The sequence below is a fragment of the Sporosarcina sp. FSL K6-3457 genome (assembly GCF_038007285.1).
Classification (GTDB): Bacteria; Bacillota; Bacilli; order Bacillales_A; family Planococcaceae; genus Sporosarcina.
The window spans coordinates 3,120,086-3,138,832 of the sequence record NZ_JBBOWX010000001.1 but is presented as its reverse complement, the minus strand read 5'-3'; the positions used below and the strand labels follow the sequence as shown (position 1 = coordinate 3,138,832).

General features: G+C 41.3%; 23 protein-coding genes and 2 riboswitches. Of the genes, 9 read left to right on the top strand and 14 right to left on the bottom strand.

Going from position 1 to position 18,747, the window contains the following annotated elements; translation table 11 throughout:
• The first annotated feature begins 93 nt into the window (after nucleotides 1–93).
• The 4 genes from N1I80_RS15485 (at nucleotide 94) to N1I80_RS15470 (ending at nucleotide 2,475) form a co-directional block, all read left to right on the top strand.
• Nucleotides 94–531 (top strand): Rrf2 family transcriptional regulator, encoded by a 438-nt coding sequence (locus N1I80_RS15485; protein WP_340738751.1) that lies wholly within the window; start codon nucleotides 94–96, stop codon nucleotides 529–531.
• 114 nt (nucleotides 532–645) lie between these two features.
• Entirely contained in the window at nucleotides 646–1,341 is a 696-nt protein-coding gene (locus tag N1I80_RS15480) for a class I SAM-dependent methyltransferase (RefSeq protein WP_340738750.1), read from the top strand.
• A 173-nt stretch (nucleotides 1,342–1,514) separates the two neighbouring features.
• Complete coding sequence (locus tag N1I80_RS15475) at nucleotides 1,515–1,850, top strand: hypothetical protein (RefSeq protein ID WP_340738749.1); 336 nt, start codon at nucleotides 1,515–1,517, stop codon at nucleotides 1,848–1,850.
• Nucleotides 1,837–2,475 carry an O-methyltransferase gene (locus N1I80_RS15470; protein WP_340738748.1) on the top strand — a complete coding sequence of 213 codons (639 nt, stop codon included), beginning with the start codon at nucleotides 1,837–1,839 and terminating at the stop codon, nucleotides 2,473–2,475. Before N1I80_RS15475 ends, N1I80_RS15470 begins: the two co-directional genes overlap by 14 nt.
• A gap of 316 nt (nucleotides 2,476–2,791) precedes the next feature.
• Here N1I80_RS15470 and N1I80_RS15465 read toward each other — a convergent pair whose 3' ends face one another.
• Nucleotides 2,792–4,237 (bottom strand): aminotransferase-like domain-containing protein, encoded by a 1,446-nt coding sequence (locus N1I80_RS15465; RefSeq protein WP_340738747.1) that lies wholly within the window; start codon nucleotides 4,235–4,237, stop codon nucleotides 2,792–2,794.
• 101 nt (nucleotides 4,238–4,338) lie between these two features.
• Between N1I80_RS15465 and N1I80_RS15460 the strand changes: the two genes are divergently transcribed.
• Nucleotides 4,339–4,947 carry a LysE/ArgO family amino acid transporter gene (locus N1I80_RS15460; protein WP_340738746.1) on the top strand — a complete coding sequence of 203 codons (609 nt, stop codon included), beginning with the start codon at nucleotides 4,339–4,341 and terminating at the stop codon, nucleotides 4,945–4,947.
• Between the two features lie 58 nt (nucleotides 4,948–5,005).
• Nucleotides 5,006–5,299, top strand: coding sequence for an RNA polymerase alpha subunit C-terminal domain-containing protein (locus N1I80_RS15455; RefSeq protein ID WP_340738745.1), 294 nt, complete (start codon nucleotides 5,006–5,008; stop codon nucleotides 5,297–5,299).
• A gap of 242 nt (nucleotides 5,300–5,541) precedes the next feature.
• Here the strand turns inward: N1I80_RS15455 and N1I80_RS15450 are convergent, their stop codons facing one another.
• Nucleotides 5,542–6,411 (bottom strand): LysR family transcriptional regulator, encoded by an 870-nt coding sequence (locus N1I80_RS15450; protein WP_340738744.1) that lies wholly within the window; start codon nucleotides 6,409–6,411, stop codon nucleotides 5,542–5,544.
• 127 nt (nucleotides 6,412–6,538) lie between these two features.
• Here N1I80_RS15450 and N1I80_RS15445 point away from each other — a divergent pair, with 127 nt between their 5' ends.
• Nucleotides 6,539–7,408, top strand: coding sequence for a DMT family transporter (locus tag N1I80_RS15445; protein WP_340738743.1), 870 nt, complete (start codon nucleotides 6,539–6,541; stop codon nucleotides 7,406–7,408).
• An 18-nt stretch (nucleotides 7,409–7,426) separates the two neighbouring features.
• A complete protein-coding gene (locus tag N1I80_RS15440) occupies nucleotides 7,427–8,137 on the top strand; it encodes an NAD(P)H-dependent oxidoreductase (protein WP_340738742.1) in 711 nt (236 codons plus the stop codon).
• Nucleotides 8,138–8,418: 281 nt separating this feature from the next.
• Here N1I80_RS15440 and N1I80_RS15435 read toward each other — a convergent pair whose 3' ends face one another.
• The 12 genes from N1I80_RS15435 to N1I80_RS15380 form a co-directional block, all read right to left on the bottom strand.
• Complete coding sequence (locus N1I80_RS15435) at nucleotides 8,419–8,922, bottom strand: DUF2798 domain-containing protein (RefSeq protein ID WP_340738741.1); 504 nt, start codon at nucleotides 8,920–8,922, stop codon at nucleotides 8,419–8,421.
• A 384-nt stretch (nucleotides 8,923–9,306) separates the two neighbouring features.
• Complete coding sequence (locus tag N1I80_RS15430; RefSeq protein WP_340738740.1) at nucleotides 9,307–9,528, bottom strand: small, acid-soluble spore protein tlp; 222 nt, start codon at nucleotides 9,526–9,528, stop codon at nucleotides 9,307–9,309.
• Nucleotides 9,529–9,663: 135 nt separating this feature from the next.
• Nucleotides 9,664–10,680: a ThiF family adenylyltransferase gene (locus N1I80_RS15425; protein ID WP_340738739.1), complete on the bottom strand. Its 1,017-nt coding sequence runs from the start codon at nucleotides 10,678–10,680 to the stop codon at nucleotides 9,664–9,666.
• Nucleotides 10,677–11,450, bottom strand: a complete 774-nt coding sequence (locus N1I80_RS15420; protein ID WP_340740061.1) for a thiazole synthase — start codon at nucleotides 11,448–11,450, stop codon at nucleotides 10,677–10,679. Before N1I80_RS15420 ends, N1I80_RS15425 begins: the two co-directional genes overlap by 4 nt.
• Nucleotides 11,447–11,653, bottom strand: a complete 207-nt coding sequence (gene thiS, locus N1I80_RS15415; RefSeq protein WP_340738738.1) for a sulfur carrier protein ThiS — start codon at nucleotides 11,651–11,653, stop codon at nucleotides 11,447–11,449. Before thiS ends, N1I80_RS15420 begins: the two co-directional genes overlap by 4 nt.
• Nucleotides 11,616–12,716, bottom strand: coding sequence for a glycine oxidase ThiO (thiO, locus tag N1I80_RS15410; RefSeq protein ID WP_340738737.1), 1,101 nt, complete (start codon nucleotides 12,714–12,716; stop codon nucleotides 11,616–11,618). Before thiO ends, thiS begins: the two co-directional genes overlap by 38 nt.
• Nucleotides 12,700–13,290, bottom strand: a complete 591-nt coding sequence (locus tag N1I80_RS15405; protein ID WP_340738736.1) for a thiamine phosphate synthase — start codon at nucleotides 13,288–13,290, stop codon at nucleotides 12,700–12,702. Before N1I80_RS15405 ends, thiO begins: the two co-directional genes overlap by 17 nt.
• An 80-nt stretch (nucleotides 13,291–13,370) precedes the next feature.
• Nucleotides 13,371–13,479: riboswitch (TPP riboswitch) on the bottom strand.
• Between the two features lie 165 nt (nucleotides 13,480–13,644).
• Nucleotides 13,645–14,445 carry a TatD family hydrolase gene (locus tag N1I80_RS15400; protein WP_340738735.1) on the bottom strand — a complete coding sequence of 267 codons (801 nt, stop codon included), beginning with the start codon at nucleotides 14,443–14,445 and terminating at the stop codon, nucleotides 13,645–13,647.
• Nucleotides 14,426–15,160, bottom strand: coding sequence for an ABC transporter ATP-binding protein (locus N1I80_RS15395; RefSeq protein WP_340738734.1), 735 nt, complete (start codon nucleotides 15,158–15,160; stop codon nucleotides 14,426–14,428). The genes N1I80_RS15400 and N1I80_RS15395 overlap by 20 nt, the downstream gene beginning before the upstream one ends.
• Complete coding sequence (locus N1I80_RS15390; RefSeq protein ID WP_340738733.1) at nucleotides 15,153–15,890, bottom strand: ABC transporter permease; 738 nt, start codon at nucleotides 15,888–15,890, stop codon at nucleotides 15,153–15,155. The genes N1I80_RS15395 and N1I80_RS15390 overlap by 8 nt, the downstream gene beginning before the upstream one ends.
• 32 nt (nucleotides 15,891–15,922) lie before the next feature.
• Nucleotides 15,923–16,213, bottom strand: a complete 291-nt coding sequence (locus N1I80_RS15385; protein ID WP_340738732.1) for a thiamine-binding protein — start codon at nucleotides 16,211–16,213, stop codon at nucleotides 15,923–15,925.
• 12 nt (nucleotides 16,214–16,225) lie between these two features.
• The gene (locus tag N1I80_RS15380) at nucleotides 16,226–17,227 is read right to left on the bottom strand and encodes an ABC transporter substrate-binding protein (RefSeq protein WP_445683711.1); all 1,002 of its coding nucleotides are present in this window, start codon (nucleotides 17,225–17,227) and stop codon (nucleotides 16,226–16,228) included.
• Between the two features lie 85 nt (nucleotides 17,228–17,312).
• A riboswitch (TPP riboswitch) is annotated at nucleotides 17,313–17,421 on the bottom strand.
• Nucleotides 17,422–17,764: 343 nt separating this feature from the next.
• Between N1I80_RS15380 and N1I80_RS15375 the strand changes: the two genes are divergently transcribed.
• On the top strand, nucleotides 17,765–18,607 hold the full coding sequence (locus N1I80_RS15375) for an AraC family transcriptional regulator (RefSeq protein WP_340738730.1): 843 nt from the start codon (nucleotides 17,765–17,767) through the stop codon (nucleotides 18,605–18,607).
• Nucleotides 18,608–18,747 lie beyond the last annotated feature (140 nt).

The following is an 18,747-nucleotide window of genomic DNA, read 5'->3' as shown; positions in this document are numbered from 1 at the left end:
TGAATGCAAATAGCTTGATATTCTTCTTGTTGTCCTATAAAATCAATTACAGATATTAAAGGTCTTTAATAGATGCGGGAGAGGAGAGAAGCAATGAAATATTCAAGAGCGACAAATTATGCTTTGCATACCATGGTTTATTTAACGTTAACTGAGAGGGGAAAGTCTGTTGGCGTAGAGCAGTTAGCGAATATGCAAAATCTGTCATCCACATATCTGTCAAAAATTTTAACGAAACTTGTGAAAGCAGGACTTATTGCATCGACTCCAGGTGTTAAAGGTGGGTACAGCATTGTAAGACAGTCGCAAGAGATTTCATTTTTAGACGTCATTCATGCGATTGAAGGGAAGACAACATTATTCAATTGCTCATTGGAGCACGAAGATTTATTTAAACATGAAGATTGTTTGATTGAAAATGTGATGATGGTGGCAGAACAAAAGATGAATGACGAATTAAATAGCAAATATATTAGTGATATTGCTAAACAAATTGAGTCGAAAAAAATTGATTGTGAACATACCAATTGATTTTTTTGGTTAATTATAGATATTAGAAGTCTGTAATATACTCGATTGAAAATGAGAGATAAATGTTTCACTTATACTCACTAGTGCATACTTAAATAATGGAGGCGGTTAACAATGACTGAAGAACTTACATTTGACTCTAAAAATACTATTGCATATGAGGCAAACGCACGAGTCTCGATTCCCACATATGATACGTTATTTTCGATGGTTCAATCTTATTTTCGAGCTCAATGGGGCGAAAAAGAGGCGTCATTGCTCGTGGTCGGAGCAGGTGGAGGAAATGAACTAGCCGCATGGGGACCGTCTAACCCTAAATGGACATTTACCGGAGTTGACCCTTCTAAAGAGATGCTTCAGATGGCTGAGCATAAATCCATTCAACTCGGTTTAGAAAAGCGTGTCAAACTAATTCAAGGGACAGTTGATGACTTGCCATCTTCAGACGCGAAATTCGACGCGGCAAGTTGTATTTTAGTTCTTCATTTCATAGAAGATATACAACAGAAGTTGAAACTGCTTAAAACTATTAAGGGGAAATTGAAGCCGGGAGCGCCATTCGTGCTCGTTAGTGCCTACGGAGACCCTGGTGAAGCCGAACTTCAAGACAGAATAAACGTATGGAAAACTTTTTTCTTTGATGTCGGATATGAATCGTCTAAATTGGACGACATGGGCAAAGGGATTATGAAGATTTCTTTCATCCCTGAAAAACAGATTGAGGTGCTATTAGAAGAAGCTGGTTTTACAAATATAACCCGATTTTATTCAACGGGTCTTTTCGCGGGATGGATTTGCCATGCGGAATGAGTAACCTGCTATTGAATGATGGTACTAAACAGGAGCCTAACTACATCTAAAGTGTAGTTAGGCTCCTGTTTAGTAGATTAAAATAGATGACTATTGACTAAGTGTATACATTGGTATACGATTAGTTATATTACTGAGTGTATACAAAAGTATACGAGGAAGGGTGATTGGCTATGAAAGAAGAACATGAGAAGAGAGAAGGACATCATCGTGGTAGACGCCGTGGTGGGGAAGAGGGATCACATCAGCGTGGGGCAAAAACTTTTCGCCGTGGGAGAGCTATCGCTTTTTTAGAACGCATGCATTTAAAGCGCGCAACGATTAAACAGCAGCTTGACCAACCCGAGTTTCAATCGATTCAACCTATTTTAATCGGTGAATTAAAAGCCATTGATATGGTCATTAGTGAATTTATTCAGCTATTTGAAATCAATGAGGATGAAGTGGTCGATCCTAAAAAGGCGCCAGATACTAGCGGGGAAGGGAGTGAAGTAGATGAAACAAATTAATAATTATATTGATGCAGTATATACACAGCAAGATGCTTTGTTGGAGGAAGTCATTGCTTCCATTGAGGAAAATGGTATGCCTGCTATATCGGTGTCGCCTTCTTCTGGCAAGCTACTCACGATGCTGATGGCGATTTCAGGGGCTAAACATATACTGGAAATCGGTGCGCTTGGCGGTTATAGCGGAATTTGCCTTGCAAGAGGGTTTGGCGGTGAAGGGAAATTGACTTCTCTTGAGTTGGAAGAGCGATATGTAGCGTTGGCATCGAGCAATCTAGTGAAAGCTGGCTTTGGCGATCAAGTATCCTATATGACCGGTCCTGCTTTACAAAGCCTTGAACAATTAGTAAGTGAGGGGCAGCAGTTTGATTTTTTCTTTATCGATGCGGATAAAGAAAATTATGAAAATTACTTGGACTATTGTATTCGGCTTGCAGAGGCGGGGGCGTTAATCGTAACGGATAATGTACTAGCTCACGGTAGTGTAGTGGATCCAGAAGTGAAACCGAAACGCTATACAGAATTAATGAAGATATTCAATGAAACGGTAGCGAATCATCCCCGATTGGAATCGCTGCTGATTCCAATCGGGGATGGGCTGACGATTTCACAAGTGAAGAAATAAATATGGAATGATGCTGTCCGGAAAGTCAGTTTTCACTACCTTTTGGGCAGCCTTGGCTTTATAAATCACAAATAGGCAGCTTTCTATCTCTCGGCAATCCTCATTGAAAACTTATCGATCAATTGCAAGAAGTTATCAATCAATTCGAAGTTGTTATCGATCAATTGTCCAAGGTTGTCGATCATTTCCGTAAACTTATCGATCAATTGAACAGAGTTATCGTCATTTCGGGACCTTCGACTCACCAGATTTACACAGCCAAATTATTGACAGCTCCTCTTTCTCTCTTCTAAAACTTGTAAGGTAATCCTGTTTTTCATTCATTGCGCTGTTTCTCAAGTATCTGCATTATTTCATGATAAAGAATATCCATCCCTCTTCGTAATTCAGCATCGGAACTATAGGCAAATGACAGACGGATATGGTGCGTATCGTAAGGCGCATAAATATAGCCAGGATGAATGAGTACTTTTTTCTTCAGTAGTTGCATAAACAACTCCGTTGTGACAATCGGCTCTTTACATTTGAGCCATATATAAAACCCTCCTTTTGGTGATTCCCAAGAAGCAATTGCATGAAAGTGTTTTATCAATAGGCTTTCTATGAGTTGAGCACGACGTTTTAGTTCTGCTTTTAACTGGTGAATATGTTGTTCATATAGGCCTGTACGAAGCCAGTGCTCGACAATTTCTTGTGAGATGGCGCTTGATCCATAGTCCATTTGCATTTTGATATCGGCTAAGCGTTTAATAACAGGTGATGATGCAATGACCCAGCCGATTCTTAATCCTGGGCTTAATGTTTTGGAGACACTCCCAAGATAGAGAACTTGACCAGATTGGTCGAATGATTTAATCGCAGGTGTTTGTTCATCGAACGCTAGTTCAAAATAGACATCGTCCTCAATAATGGGGAGTTGTATGGATTCACACATCATATAAAAAGCTTCCTTCTCTTCCAATGACCAGATACGGCCGGTTGGGTTATGGAGGGTTGGGATTGTATAGTGAATCGCTTGCCTTTTTTTGCGGATACGCTCTATGTCCTTGGCATGTAATTGGTTATCTGTCAGGCTATGCAAGTGCATGCCAAAAGATTGGAATGGTTGGACGGAATTCAAATAGGAAAAGGTTTCTTGAAAAACAATGGAACCTGTTTCAAGCAAGCCAACTGCGATTAGTTGCAGAGCTTGTAATCCACCTGAGACAATGCAAATATTTTCAGGGGTAGTGGTAATGCCTCGTTTTGTTACATATTCACATAGTGCTTGCCTTAGTTTTAAGCTACCTTGTGGAGAAGAATAGCCCATTGTTTTGCCGTCCAATTGCAGCTGCTGGAGTGAGGCTTTGATGTCTATTGTTGGTAATAAACCAGGCGCGAGTTCACCTGTCCCCAATCGAATGATGGATTCATCTTGTTCGAATTCATTGATAAGCTGAATGGTTTGGTAGTTCGATCTGTGAATACTTGTCTCGATATAGTGCTGCCAGTTTGGCTGTTTTTGCTTCACCAGCATATTCCAAGAATCATTTGAAACAAATGTGGCAGATCCGACTTTGGAAGATAAAATGCCATCTGCTTTTAATTCGTCAAGCGCTTCTTGGACGGTGCTGCGATTGACGCCGAGTGTTAGTGCCAGCTGGCGTTGGGGTGGTAATTTTGTTCCTTGTGCCCATTGGCCACTTGCAATTTGTTCGGTCATCCATGCGACGATTTGTTTTGCTAAACTACCGGGTAGTGAACGATTTGGTTGCCAATGCATAGCTCATTCCTCCGTAAAATTGGGTGGGTAAATAACCAACCAATTGGACCTTTATCTTTAGTTATAGCATAGGTACGATAGAGAGGAAAGGAGTTGCACGCATGGAACCAATTTTACATGGCATCATTTTAGCATTTGGATTGATATTACCTTTAGGTGTTCAAAACGTTTTTGTCTTTACGCAAGGTGTGACGCAACCACATCTTCTCAGAGCGCTTCCTGCGGCGATAACTGCTGCCATATGTGATACGTTGTTAATAATTTTAGCGATTTTAGGTTTATCGGTAATCGTATTACAATTTGAATGGCTTCGATTTGGCTTGTTAGTCGTGGGCATTCTATTTCTCATCTATATGGGGAAAGTAATCTGGTCTTCTGGCGCGGCGAACGTGGAGGGGAAAGAAGCATTACCTGTTAAAAAGCAAATCCTTTTTGCGCTATCCGTATCGTTATTGAACCCACATGCACTGCTCGATATCATAGGTGTGATTGGGACGAGTGCCGTTAAGTATAGTGGGCAGCAACAATTTGCCTTTGCGGTTACTTGCATCATCGTCTCTTGGCTCTGGTTTTTGGGTTTAACAATTGCTGGGGCAACATTGAAGAAAATAAAAATAGCGAGTAAAGTATTTATTTTATTTAATAAATGCTCAGCGGTATTTATATGGGGAACGGCGTTGTATTTATTGATGGGTTTACTTGCAAGCTGATGGACTAGTCATTTAAAATGGGAGAAAACGTGTATGGTCAGGAAGGGGATATTCGATTATGACAACTCCGAAAAGAAGTTTACGAGTATGTAGCAATGGACACGAGTATTATAAGAGCAGTGATTGTCCGGTTTGTCCGACCTGCGAGCAAGAACGTAAGCCGGCCGATGGATTTCTTGCAAAGCTTTCGGCACCTGCCAGAAGAGCGTTGGAGCATCATGGCATTACAACGTTGCAACAATTAGCCACATATAGTGAAAAAGAGATTTTACAATTTCACGGAATGGGACCAGCTTCTTTACCTGTACTCAGAGCTTCATTGGAGGAAAGTGGATTATCATTTAAACAGTAAAAAGAAGAATTCAATTTGTGTGATTAGTATCCCTTTTTATTCAATCTACATAACAATTATATATGGTGAACTTATGATTTCCACCTAATCTCCAGCGAAGGCGCCTATCAGGCTTATCGCGAGAGGCATCCCCAAGCGCCGAGCGTTGTTGGTAAGCTTCTTTAGTTCAATTTATATAGCAAGAAAAGAATCCATTTTGATTAATCTTTTTCAAGATGGATTCTTTTTGGTATTCACAAAATTCAAACAGGATTACTATACCTTTCGATGATAAAGTCAATAAAATATCTACTTGCTATTGGCAGCACTTTTTTGTTCTTGTATGCCAGACTGATTGTACGAAAAACAGATGGAGAGATCGTTTTCGTTACAATGTTATACGGGCAGCGATTTAAGACAAGTTTAGGTAAAATAGTCAGCCCGAGTCCTTGTTCAACCATGGCCATAATCGTATAATCGTCATGCACCCGGTATTGGATATTGGGTTGCAGGTTGTTTTGATGAAAAATGGTTAACGGTTCACTTAGTTCGCCCTCATCCAAAAGTATATAGGGGTCATTTGTTAATTCATTTAAGGAAACATTGTGATGCATAGCCAAAGGATGATCCATTGGCAAGATTGCAAGCATTTCATCTTCTCGCAGTGGAATGGTTGTCAGATTTGAGACAGAAGTTGGATTGACAAAGCCAAAGTCTACGCTTCCTTCTTTAATCCAATTAGAAATATTCGTATATTCCCCTTGATGTAATTCAAAATGAACAGCTGGATATTGTTCCTTAAAATCCTTCATCAATCCTGGCAGCCAATTGCATGAAACGCTTGAAAACGTTCCAATTCGGATAAGCCCACTTTCCAGTCCCTGCATCTCGTTATGCTTTTCAATCAATTCCCGATGTGAATTGTGTATATTCTTAATATAAGGTAAAAACTCCTCGCCATCCGGCGTCAATGCAACCCCTTTACGGGAACGCAAAATCAGCTTGGTCGAAAGCTCCTTCTCTAATGAATGAAGCATTTGGCTAATGGCAGATTGCGTATAGCCAAGCTCTTCAGCTGCTTTGGTAAAACTGCCTGTTTCAATAATTTTGATAAAAGCGTCATACGAATTCATTTTTTTACACTCCTTACATTAGTAAACCTAATAGATTCATTATAAATATTCGTTTTATTAATGCAAGTGCAGGTGATACGATAAAGCTAATCATTCTAGCATTAGATGAAAGGTAGGACTTACAATTATGACACAGCGACAGGCGAACTGGATTTTAGCTACGGTTTCATTCGCTTGGGGAGCCTCGTATATCTTCATGAAACTCACGGTGGATGCGATTCCACCAATAACGATCATCGCTTTACGATTTGGCATTGCGTTTATCGTTATGGCAGCAATCTTCTTCAAGAAAATTATCCGTGTAGATGCTAAAACGTTGAAATACAGTGCGATTTTGGGGGGCTTGCTATGTGGAATTTTCATTGCGCTCATGTATGGTATGAAAAACACGACTGCTTCTACAGCTGGTTTCCTGACGAGTACAACAGTTATTCTCGTTCCGATTTTACAAGTATTCATCACACGTAAGCTGCCTAGTAAAAAAATTGTAGGGGGCGTTCTAATTGTCTCAACCGGTTTAGCCTTACTACTGATTGGAGATGATTTTAATATTGCATCTGGCGCCTTACTTTGTTTAGTAGCCGCCCTCCTTTATGCGATTCACATTATCGTTACAAACCGATTTGTACGTAAGGTTGATGCCCTGCAACTAGGGATTTATCAACTGGGATTCGCTACTCTATTTGCAACCGTTGGAACCTTTCTATTTGAAGAACCTGTTTTGCCGAATAGTGCGAGCCGTTGGTTTGCGATACTTGGTCTGGCACTTATCTGTTCTGCTTACGGCTTTGTCATGCAGCCAATTGCTCAAAAGTATACGACACCTGAAAGTGCCGGTTTTCTCTTTTCGCTTGAACCCATTTTTTCAGCTATACTTGCATTTATCTTCCTGCATGAAAATATGGGGCTACAAGGCTATTTTGGTGCCATGCTCATTTTAGCTGGTGTACTCGTGGCGAACACTACATTCAAAAAGAAACTGAAAAAACACATGTAAACTAGAGGAGATGAAATCATGAATATATTAATTATTTACGCACACCCAGAGCCCAGATCATTCAATAGTGCTTTAAAGGACCTTGCCGTTTCAGAATTAACATCTCTCGGTCACCAAGTTAGAGTGTCTGATTTATATGCGATGAATTTCAAAGCTGTTGCTGATCGTGATGACTTTCAATCCCTTCAAAACGACAACTTTTTAAAATATGCAGTCGAACAAAAGTATGCAACGAAGACGAGTGGTTTTTCTCCGGATATTCAGGCGGAGCAAGAAAAACTTCTTTGGGCAGATTTTGTTATTTTTCAATTTCCTATCTGGTGGTATTCTGTTCCAGCCATTTTGAAAGGCTGGTTTGATCGAGTATTTGCTTCCGGTTTTATTTATTCAAGAGATAATAGATATGATACTGGTGGTCTCAAAGGTAGAAAAGCGATGTTGTCCGCTACAACAGGCTCTCCTAAACATGCGTATACGCCGTATGGAATGGATGGTGATATGAATGAGAAGATACTTTATCATATTAATCATGGAATGCTTTACTTTGCTGGCTTGGAACCTGTCGAACCCTTCATTTCTTGGACGCCATCACATGATGAAGAAGGTCGAAAGCGATATCTAGAAGAATATAAAAGACGTTTACACAATCTCACGGAAATACCGACTATCCCTTATCATCCCACTTCCCATTATGACGAGAATCATCAATTAAAAATGGAGTACAGGTAGTTTTTGATGAATGCTACTATTATAAAAGAAGCCGTTTTGATTGATCTACGTCAAAATGGCTTCTTTTTTTATAGCTTAGGAAATTATAAAATTCTCGTACTGTGGATAAGTCGGAATAGGGTTATTTCTCGTCTAGGCTCCAGCACCTAGCCCCTCGAGTCGCTTCGGTCTTGCTAGTAAAGGTAAAGGGCGCCTTTACTTTCAAGCCCTCCAGCGCTTGTCGGGGCTGAACAGGCGCTTGTGCTTTTGTTCTTGTAAATCGTCATGAAGTTATCCCGTTTTTACAAAGCTACCGCCTGATTTCTTCTATCTTGAGCAGCATGTAGCTTCACCATTGCAAATCGTGCAATGGGTTGAATAACTAAGCTTTCAGCAATGAGGACGAGTAAGAAATTTCTTGGCCAATTCGTTAAGAAATTGTTGAAGGTTTCAGAACCAAACCCATTGCTAATCCATTCACCGATAAGCGTCATACAAATTGACATACCGAGTACGGTAAATATGATACGGAATAAAATTTTAGCATTGAAACTGTCAGTTGGTTTCGTAAATTTGTCTACCAACTTTTCTGCAATCCGACCAATAAGAACCGGTTCAATAACCATGGCTATAATCCAGAAAACAGGCAAAAGTTTAATGATTGTGAAGGCGACGTCTACATTAAATTCTCCAACAGCTAAAATGACATTTAAGGAAACCATAAAGAGAACTGTCAGCGTGCAAATGATTGTACCGTACAATGCACCTTCCTTCCCGTTTCTTGGTAGTCTCGTTTCTTGTTTCATGTTATTCTTCCTCTCCGACAGCTTATTCGAGACCTGCGCAATAGGCTAATATCACGGGTCTGTTTGTTAGTGTAGCAAAGAAATTTTCGCTGATGTAAGTGTTTTTTTATTATTTCGGGCAAAACTCGTTCACAATTCGGACAAAAATAGATGGAAGTTGAAAAAATCTATTGAAAGTAGTCCAATATAGCTTGCTTAAAAATTATATTGTAGATTTATTGTTAAAATAGTAGAAAGCAGTTGAATTAATTCTTAATGGAGGGGATGCTGTCTTGGACGGGGAAGTGGAGCAAGTAGAGCAGGGCGAGGTGTTACATAATCAAGGGATAGCAGAAGCTATCCCTTGGCACTAGAATGTACTTAATGGGTATCTTGAACCTGCCGTTAAAGATACCCATTAATACGCGATTTATCTTCTTCAATAATTTCATTCTTTAAATTTTTAATGCCTTCTTTCCGTCGTGCATTTTTCTCCTGAATAGCAGCTAATTCTTTTCCTTCTGCGAACTCCATTGCTGCTTCTGCTGCCTCTAGATTACTTATTGTTTTCTTGAGCCTTTCTTCATTATCAGCTGAATCGTTTGGTTTAGGTGTGAACTTTGACATTATGCTTCCTCCTTTATTTAGAAATCATTCAAGAGGTAGTATGCCCGAATGTACAGGGACTATTCGATAAATATTATGTCGTCCTTTATTGTAGCAAACTACTATTGAAGCATATCGTGTCAACCAAAATCCCGCTCAGCCCAGTAATCCGGCTGCAATTTTCTTCGCTGTTACAACATCTTTCGTACCATGAACAAGCATACGTCCATCGCGAAACAGTACAACGCGATGGCCATTGTATTCGAAGGCAACAAGATGTGGGTTGTGAAGTAGTGTAGAAACACTTCCACGTATGGAGTTGGCGAAAGAGTCGAGCTCGAACTTTCTACTTATTGGCCATGCTAGTTGTACAGTATCTCGACCACAAAGCACCGCTGTTTTCATCGATTCACGTGCGGAAAGGAATGGATAGACTGCATCCGTAGAGCAACTCGGGCATTCGGCTTTTTTCATACTTGTGACGCTAATTGCAGCACGGTTTCCAGTCCATAAGTCAGTAGACTCCAACTTTGGTTCAAAAGATGTTGCCGTTATATATTTCAATACGTCCGCAACTTGCCGGGCTGCTGTTGTTACAACAATTGGACTAATAACGCCGACTGTATCACACGTCAATGTTTGTGATGGCAATGTTTCCAACAAACAATGTAAGCAAGGCTGGTGATCTTCAATACCAATTGGGAATGTCAGACCGTAACTGCCGACACATGCCCCCATGAAAAAGGGAATGCCGAGTTTTAGCGCGGCATCGTTTGCCAATAGGCGTGTTTCAATATTGTCTGTTGCATCCAATACTAGATCATGTCCAGCCATCAAATCGAGAACATTTTGCGGTGTCACATCGACAACAATCCCGGTTACATCGACATCGCTATTCAAAGCAGTCAATCGTTTCTTGGCAGCAACGGCTTTTGGCAATTGCTCAATGACGTCTTGTTCTGTATACAGTTGCTGGCGGTGAAGATTGGTCCACTCGATAATATCCCTGTCCACAATCGTTAGCCGCCCAACGCCTGCGCGGACAAGCATTTCAGCACCAGACGAGCCAAGTGCCCCCGCGCCTAAAACAAAGACACTTGCATTCCGAATCCGTTTTTGCCCTTCTTCGCCAATCGGAGCGAACAACTCCTGGCGTGAATATTTTGCGGTCAATTTGTTACAAGTCCTTCCAATGGACTGCTCGCAACCGCATAATCGCGCTCCGGCATCCGACCAGCTTCATAGCCAAGTCGTCCCGCATCAACGGCTAGCTTCATCGCCAGCGCCATTTTTACAGGATCCTTCGCTTCCGAAACCGCCGTGTTCAATAAAACCCCGTCCGCACCGAGTTCCATCGCATAAGCAGCATCTTTCGGTGAACCAATTCCAGCATCGATAATAACAGGGACAGTAGATTGCTCGATGATAAACGACAAGTTGAGTGGGTTCAAAATTCCGCGTCCTGATCCAATAGGGGAGGCACCTGGCATAATAGCGTGTACACCCATTTCACATAATCTACGTGCAAGTACTACATCATCAGATGTATAAGGAAGGACGATAAACCCTGCGTCCAATAACAGTTCCGTTGCGCGTAGTGTTTCTACTGGGTCGGGAAGCAATGACCGATCGCATCCGATGATTTCAACTTTTATCATGTCACAGAGTCCTGAAGATTTTGCTAGTTTTGCAATACGTACCGCTTCCTCAGCTGTTTTTGCGCCCGCCGTATTAGGGAGTAATGTATATTTTGACAGGTCCAGTTGCTCTAGAAAATTGGGTTGTGATGCTTCGAATATATTCATGCGTCTTACTGCAAATGTTAGAATTTCTGATTCCGATACCCGCACAGCTTCTTTTTGCACATCAAACGACGGATATTTACCTGTTCCTAGTAGCAACCTTGAATGGAATGTTTTATCACCAATTGTTAACATCTTTATCCTCCTCCTACAAAGTGAATAATTTCTATTTGGTCGCGGTCATTGATTGGTTTATCATAGGCATCCTTCGAAACAATATCACGATTCATTTCAACGATGACGATACGCTCTGCAAGTTCAAGATGTCCTAGCAGTTCCTGTATATTTCCAATATCTCTCGGTACGTCATACCGATTGCCATTCAGTTCGATTATTCGCTTCATGAAAAATCCCCCTTTTCGGATCAAATGTTTCAATCCGCTCTTTTTGCACTTCAGTGTTGCAAATTAAATCTCGAATCAAGCAAGCCGTTGCGGGTGCTAACAAAATGCCATTCCTAAAATGACCCGCTGCGATATACATATTTTCCTTCCCAGGAACCCGCCCGATATAAGGTAAGTCGTCAACGGTTTTTGGACGCAGACCTGCCCATCTTTTAATAACAGGAAAGCGGGAAAGACCTGGTATAAAATGTTCTGCAATGGTATCCAACGCAAGGTTTCCGCCAGAAGTAGTCTGTAAATCTGTCAGACCTGGTTCCATCGTGGCTCCGACAACGAGTGTTCCATCTGGACGCGGGATGATGTAACAGCCTCGATGGAACAGGGTGTAGGGTAAATGTAATTTCTGCGCATCAAGCTGAACACATTGACCTTTTACTTCGGACATTCGAAGTCCAGGTACGAGCTCCATACTTGCTGCTCCCCCTGTAATGACGACGTGTTTCGCGACAATAGTAGTCGAATCATTGCGTATTTGATAGCTGCCATGTGATGCGATGATTTCATTGACCTGTGTATGCTCGGAAACAGTTATACCCAAACGTTTAGCCGCTTCACAAAATGCGAGGCAAGTCTTTTCGGGATGGACATGGACATCTTCTTCGAATAGATAAGCCCCGAAAGCGGGAGGGGAGATATACGAAATCCGTTCCCGAACTTGTTTAACTGATAGGTAGACTGCATCGGTCCAATGAGAAAGGGCTATCCGTTCTTCATCGGAATGTGCAAACTGGACAATACCGCCCGTTGTATAACCGATATCTATACCTACATCTCGTTGGAATTCCTTATAAAGCGCCTGACTTTCACATGCGAATGAATAGAAGATATCATTCAAGTATTCAGAGTGTGCACCAAGCATTCCGCCAGCTGCGCAGGTAGTGCCTTGTGCAATTTCATGGCGCTCGATAAGGTGAACGGTCATACCTTCTTTCGCTAAATAGTAGGCGGTACTGCACCCGATAATTCCACCACCGATAATGACGACATCAACTTGTTGCGACACAGCTAATCATCTCCCTATAGGCTGATAGTGTAGCTATCGGCTGATTGTTACTGAAAATAGACGACATGAGCGCAATACCCGCCACTCCCCCTAATTGCAATGCAGGAAGGTGCTGCGGCTGAATACCGCCGATTGCATAGACAGGAATGGGAAGTGAGGCAGTGATACGAAAAAGCTCCTCAGTTCCACGGGGTGGCACACCTTCTTTCGAACTAGTTGTAAATACATGTCCATATAACACCCAATCGGCACCTGCTTGATAAGCAGCCTGTGCTTCATCAAACGAGTGAACGGATCTACCGAATGTGCTAGTCGCCAGTGATGCACTGTTCCCACCAGGTAGTTGAACTTTTGTTATTCCTGTCATCGCTGCGATATGCGCTCTGGCATGGACAATGATTTTAGTCGTATCAAAACCTGCCTCGCTTAATTGGTGGATTAACAGAATAACTTCGGCATCCGTTTTCGACTTTTCCCGTAAGATGACGGCATCAATAGAAGAGTCGATGGCTAACAAGGTATCGAGCAATTGACGATGTTCCATTTTGTCATCTGTCACAGCAATTATTTTCATAAAGCTCCTCCTTTTTCATACAAAAAGCCCACTTTCCATAGTCGGAAAGTGGGCTATCGATGGCATTTAAGTGCACAAAGAAATAAGATATGCCACTTCCCTACGCAGGTACAAACCTGTTCAGGTAATAAGGGTAGCGGAGTAAAACTCGTTTCTCAGTCCTTTAAAAGGATTCCCCTAATGGTCAAATAAGTTATGAAGTTGTCAATCTACTGCTAGCATAACATATCAATTGTGCGAATTAAAGAGTGAGTAATCACAATTGATCGTTAACTTTGAGGGAGCGGGACAATTCGTATGGATTATTGAAATGAATCTTTCGTGCTACTCTTAAGCACCGGAGCCTATCGCTGATTAGCTAAAGTACAATCTTTTAGTATTGTTATATACTTGTTGGTAGACATCATGACAATCCATTTTTTTCACAGAGGCAATCTTGTCAATGGAGTAGTGCATCATATTCGGATGTGTCATCCTATTGTCAAAGGGCCCTGAAAAAGGCCATGGACCATCTGTTTCGACGAGTAGGCGCTCGATTGGGTATTGCTCAATAAGCCGTTGAATTTCAGGTTCATACATACAATCGGGCGTCACTGATACATAGTAACCATTGCGCATCATTCGTTCAATGGTCGACGGTGCGCCCTTAAACCAATGGAAATGGGCTCGCGTTACAGAATACTGCTCCAGCATATCGCAAACTATGTCAGCATCTTCGTACACAGCATGGAGCACAATTGGTTTATTCCATATGTTAGCTTGACAGATAAATGCTTCGAGCGCTTCCTTATAGGGGGCAAGCTGCAGGTTAGGATTTTTCTCCTTCAAATAATAGGGGAGGCCGACCTCCCCTATGGCAACCATCCGTTCTTTATGTAAGTGCATGAAAGAAAATAGCTCCTGCAGGTCAGCATCTGTGGGCGGCTCCTGCTCAGGATGATAGCCAAAGGCGGGATGGATGCCACAATGAGCTTCCGCAAGCTTGAGATTGTTGATGCTGGAAACAAGATTCATCGATACACTGATTAAGCCACTTAGTGTAGAGGATGCCCGTTCCAAATCGTCGATAATTGTTTTCTGTCCGGCTATGTCATATTGGTCAAGGTGGATATGTGAATCGATGATTGGCAGCTGATCATTTTCCTCGTAGTTCATTATGAATCTCCCTCTTCAACTGCATAAATGGTTCACTCAATAATATATCTTCAGTCCGCGGTCTTGGAAAAGGGACACTAATTACTTTACTGATGGACGCTGGTTTATCGGACAGAATTAAAATTCGATCGGATAAATACAAAGCTTCTTCAATATTATGTGTGATGAATACAATCGACTTTCTATATTGCTCCCAAATCGCTAGCAGCCATTCTTGCATTTCAAATCGTGTGAATTCATCGAGTGCAGAGAATGGTTCGTCTAAGCAAATGATGGATTGTGGGCCATTAAGACTACGAATAAAGGCGACGCGCTGCTTCATACCACCAGATAATTGGTGTGGATACGCTTGCTCATAGCCGCTTAGTCCGGCTTTATCAATGAGTTCTAATGCAGTAGTAGTGTCCTTTTGTCCAGTAATTTCTGAACTCAATAATACATTTTCTAAAATCGTTCGCCATGGAAACAAAGAAGGATTTTGTGGCATATAGCTGATGTGACCACGGGAGTTGCTGAGCGTGTTGCCATCTAGTATAATCTCGCCGTGATCCGGTGGATATAAGCCTCCAATGAGTTGAAATAATGTGCTTTTCCCACTGCCAGACGGCCCGACAATCGTAACGAACTCGCCTTCATCGACATGAAAAGATACATCTTGTAGCACGTGATTATCACTATGTGATTTTGAAATCTGCCTTAACTGTAATTTACCCATTAGTTGAGCTCCCTCCTTGTCGTTGCCAGCGGAACAGCCATTTTTCAATCAATGCAATGATAGCGAAAAAAGTTAAACTTAAAATCATAATGAGTAAGATGGCAACAAATACACGATCTGTTTTAAAGGATGAGGAAGCGAGTGTCATATAGACACCAATTCCTTTATTCGCACCGAGCCATTCTGAAATGACAGCTCCCATGACACTATAGGTAGCCGCAATTTTTAAACCTGAAAAGAGAGAGGGAAGGGCATAAGGCCATTGTAACTTCCAAAAAATTTGGTTATCCGTTGCCCCTGTCATTTTCATATAGTGCAATAAATCTCGGTCCGTTTGCCGTAAGCCATCCAATGTAGCGATAGTGATTGGGAAAAAACACACGAGTACGATGATAATTATTTTCGGCAACATACCGAATCCAAACCAGATGACGAGCAAAGGTGCCAAAACAATGATTGGAATGTTTTGCGATAAAATCAGCAGTGGGTAAAAGGCTTCCTGCAATACGGGTAGGCGGAATAGCAATGTCGCCACTGCTAACCCTACAATGATACCAATCGTATAGCCAGCAAGTGTTAGCTGGATGGTTGATAAAATATGACCGGAATAATGGGACCAACCATGAATGGCCTCTTGCCATACTTGAGTAGGGACGGGGAGCAGCCATGCTGGAATATCAAATAGTTGACCCGCTAGTTCCCATAAGGTAAGTAAAAGGATGATGACCACTATGGGTCGCCATCCTTTTTTCAATAGGTAATTCAACGGTATTTCTCCGTTAGTTTGTCCATGGAAGCGCCGTCTGGTTTATAAAATATTTTGACTTGTGAAATGATGCTCAGTGAGCCTTTTTCAATCATCCGCTCATTCATTTTTTGGACAATAGCAAGTAGCTCCGTCAAGTTACCTTCCATTGTTGTTTCCAGCGGTGAAACTTGATAAGGGACACCAGATTCGTCAATGACTGCGATAGCGGCATCGACGTAAGGAATTACATCTTCACCATTTGGTGTTTTCGGTATGATTTGAATACTAACGAGTGCGTTTGTCATAGTAGTTCCTCCTTATTTGGGTAGAAATTCATTGGTAAATGCGTCTTCTGCGCTAAATTCACCATCAAGCAAGCCGTTGTCAGTCATCCATTCTGCATAGTCTTGCCAAATTGCAAGTTTTTGTTCACCCCAACGCGGTGCGTCCTCCTGGTATTTAGCAGAAATCCATTGCTGGCTTGCTTTGACAAGTTCTTCGTCAAGATCAGGAACAGCTTTCGATAACATCGATGCCGCTTCATCTGGATTGGCAATGGCAAATTCATAGCCTTGTGTAACTGCCTTGACAAAAGCTCGAACTGTGTCCGGATTATTACTAATCATTTTTTCGCTCGTCGTAATGACAGGCGTATAATAGTCCAGCTTGTCCGAGAAATCCTTTAGATATTGCATGTTTAAGTCGATACCACGCAGTTCTGCTTCAATACCTGTCCACGCATAGTATATCCATGCGAAGTCAATATCACGTTCGACGGCTGTGAAAAAGTCGGAATTCCCCATATTAATAATTTCTACTTGATTGACATCGGCCTGCTCTTTGTCCATTAAAGAAGAGATGACCGCTTGTTCAACGGGAGCACCCCAGCCGCCATAGGTTTTTCCTTCATAATCCTTTGGAGATTCAATGCCGTCCTTCTTCAAAGAGGCAAACCCCGACGTATTATGCTGGAGAATTGTAGCAATGGACACGATTGGGATCTCTTGTACCCGTGCTTCTGTAATCGTTTCTTGCGCACTGATGCCAAATTGTGCTTTTCCGGCTGCGACAAGTTGGTCAGCACCTGCTTCACCTGGAAGCATAATTTCAACATCAAGTCCTTGTTGTGTAAAAAATCCTTTTTCCTGTGCAACGTACAAGCCCGTGTGGTTTGTATTGGGCGTCCAATCCAGTACAAATTGTATTTTTTCTAAGTCGCCGTCTTTTTTTGATTCATTGTTTTTATCCGTACTACATGCCGTTAGTAACAAACAAAGTACAACGAATAACAAAGCTTTTCTCAACACTATTCCTCCCATTGGATTCATGGCAATTACGAATGAGCGATTATCGAGAACGCAAAAAAATGCGTTCTCGGCAACCGAAGAACGCATAAACATAGACATAGCTAATGAGTATGTTCCCTCCGCTGGCCTTAACCAGATCAGGTTCTAAGGGTCTATACTTTCTGAGTATATCTCAACCAGCTCGACTGGTACCCCCACATAATTGTAACTGTATGAATTTTTTTATGATTAGTACATCTACTACTCTGCCACATTCATGTGAATGAAGCAAGCCTAAGCAAAAAAAACGAGTGAAAATCTAAAACATAGTCGAGTACTAAGCACTCCGTATGTAAATACTTTCGAGCGCTTTGGATTGAATGATATTTATACCATTACTAAGCTATTTTAATGGAATACTGTTGTCAATGTCGTAGGAAATTCCGCTTCAAAAATGAATTGTTTTAAGTGGTGGGAAGTGCATGATAATCTTGCTACTTCAAATAATGCCTAGTGGTCGTGCGTGACTCGCCGTTGTGGTGTTATAATTAGGAAAAAGGAGTGGCTGGTATGGAGGAAAAAAAGCGTTATACTTTTACTGTTTCGGACAAACCTTTGCCGTTATATATTGAAAGTATTGGTTATAACCCATATGAGCTTGAGTTTAATCGGCCTGAGGGATATCCGTATTATCATTGGCTACAGACATATAAGGGGGAAGGGACTTTTAACTTTGCAGGTCAGGAATTTTTACTTACTCCGGGTAAGGCTGTCCTGCTGACACCGTATACGCCACATTCTTATTATTATGATAAGGCCGGCGGTGGTGAATGGTCGACTCTCTATATGACATTTAGTGGCGCGGCGATCGATCCAATTCTTAACTCCTTGGATATGAATTATTCGGGTGTATATGAAGAAACAGATCAGATATCGTTCGCTGACATTATCCAATACATGATCCGAGAGATTGGTCAGGAAGATTCTTATCTAGAGTTTGAATCATCATCAGCATTATATCAATTTTTAATGATGCTAAAAAAATACGGTAAGTTGAATAATAAGCTATCGATTTCACAGAGCTATGAGACGATTAGACCGATTGTTGAATGGCTGGAGTTAATGTATCCGGAGAATATTGGTTTATTAGAAATGTCGGAAAAGGCACAAGTTAGTTCACAACATCTGAATACATTATTTCATGATACATTTGGCATTAGTCCTTATTCGTTTTTAGTGCAGTTAAGAATTCGCGAAGCGAAAACAATCTTACTCACAAATACGGAAAAAACGTTAAGTGATATTTCTAAACTGGTTGGGTTTAATAGTGTTAGTCATTTTGTTTCTACATTTAAGAAGCGTGAAGGGATTACCCCAAGCGTATATCGTGACTTACACTACAAACAAACTTAGTCGTCAGTACTAGGTTTGTTTTTTTTTTTTGAAGTAAAATGGCTAGTTGCGTATTCTGAAACTACATTAGAGTATTTTGATATATCTATCTTTTTGAAAGCGCTCTATACTAAGTATAGTTGGTGTTAATTAATTAATCT

Bases quoted from the DNA above. Each gene is read 5' to 3' on its own strand.
- N1I80_RS15460 (WP_340738746.1), top strand. From the start codon at position 4,339: ATGGAACCAATTTTACATGGCATCATTTTAGCATTTGGATTGATATTA.
- N1I80_RS15485 (WP_340738751.1), top strand. From the start codon at position 94: ATGAAATATTCAAGAGCGACAAATTATGCTTTGCATACCATGGTTTAT.
- N1I80_RS15445 (WP_340738743.1), top strand. From the start codon at position 6,539: ATGACACAGCGACAGGCGAACTGGATTTTAGCTACGGTTTCATTCGCT.
- N1I80_RS15400 (WP_340738735.1), bottom strand. From the start codon at position 14,445: ATGAACTACGAGGAAAATGATCAGCTGCCAATCATCGATTCACATATC.
- N1I80_RS15470 (WP_340738748.1), top strand. From the start codon at position 1,837: ATGAAACAAATTAATAATTATATTGATGCAGTATATACACAGCAAGAT.
- N1I80_RS15440 (WP_340738742.1), top strand. From the start codon at position 7,427: ATGAATATATTAATTATTTACGCACACCCAGAGCCCAGATCATTCAAT.
- N1I80_RS15380 (WP_445683711.1), bottom strand. From the start codon at position 17,227: ATGGGAGGAATAGTGTTGAGAAAAGCTTTGTTATTCGTTGTACTTTGT.
- N1I80_RS15475 (WP_340738749.1), top strand. From the start codon at position 1,515: ATGAAAGAAGAACATGAGAAGAGAGAAGGACATCATCGTGGTAGACGC.
- N1I80_RS15465 (WP_340738747.1), bottom strand. From the start codon at position 4,237: ATGCATTGGCAACCAAATCGTTCACTACCCGGTAGTTTAGCAAAACAA.
- N1I80_RS15455 (WP_340738745.1), top strand. From the start codon at position 5,006: ATGACAACTCCGAAAAGAAGTTTACGAGTATGTAGCAATGGACACGAG.
- N1I80_RS15450 (WP_340738744.1), bottom strand. From the start codon at position 6,411: ATGAATTCGTATGACGCTTTTATCAAAATTATTGAAACAGGCAGTTTT.
- N1I80_RS15405 (WP_340738736.1), bottom strand. From the start codon at position 13,290: ATGAAAATAATTGCTGTGACAGATGACAAAATGGAACATCGTCAATTG.
- N1I80_RS15385 (WP_340738732.1), bottom strand. From the start codon at position 16,213: ATGACAAACGCACTCGTTAGTATTCAAATCATACCGAAAACACCAAAT.
- N1I80_RS15435 (WP_340738741.1), bottom strand. From the start codon at position 8,922: ATGAAACAAGAAACGAGACTACCAAGAAACGGGAAGGAAGGTGCATTG.
- thiS (WP_340738738.1), bottom strand. From the start codon at position 11,653: ATGAAGCGAATAATCGAACTGAATGGCAATCGGTATGACGTACCGAGA.
- N1I80_RS15395 (WP_340738734.1), bottom strand. From the start codon at position 15,160: ATGGGTAAATTACAGTTAAGGCAGATTTCAAAATCACATAGTGATAAT.
- N1I80_RS15430 (WP_340738740.1), bottom strand. From the start codon at position 9,528: ATGTCAAAGTTCACACCTAAACCAAACGATTCAGCTGATAATGAAGAA.
- N1I80_RS15375 (WP_340738730.1), top strand. From the start codon at position 17,765: ATGGAGGAAAAAAAGCGTTATACTTTTACTGTTTCGGACAAACCTTTG.
- N1I80_RS15480 (WP_340738750.1), top strand. From the start codon at position 646: ATGACTGAAGAACTTACATTTGACTCTAAAAATACTATTGCATATGAG.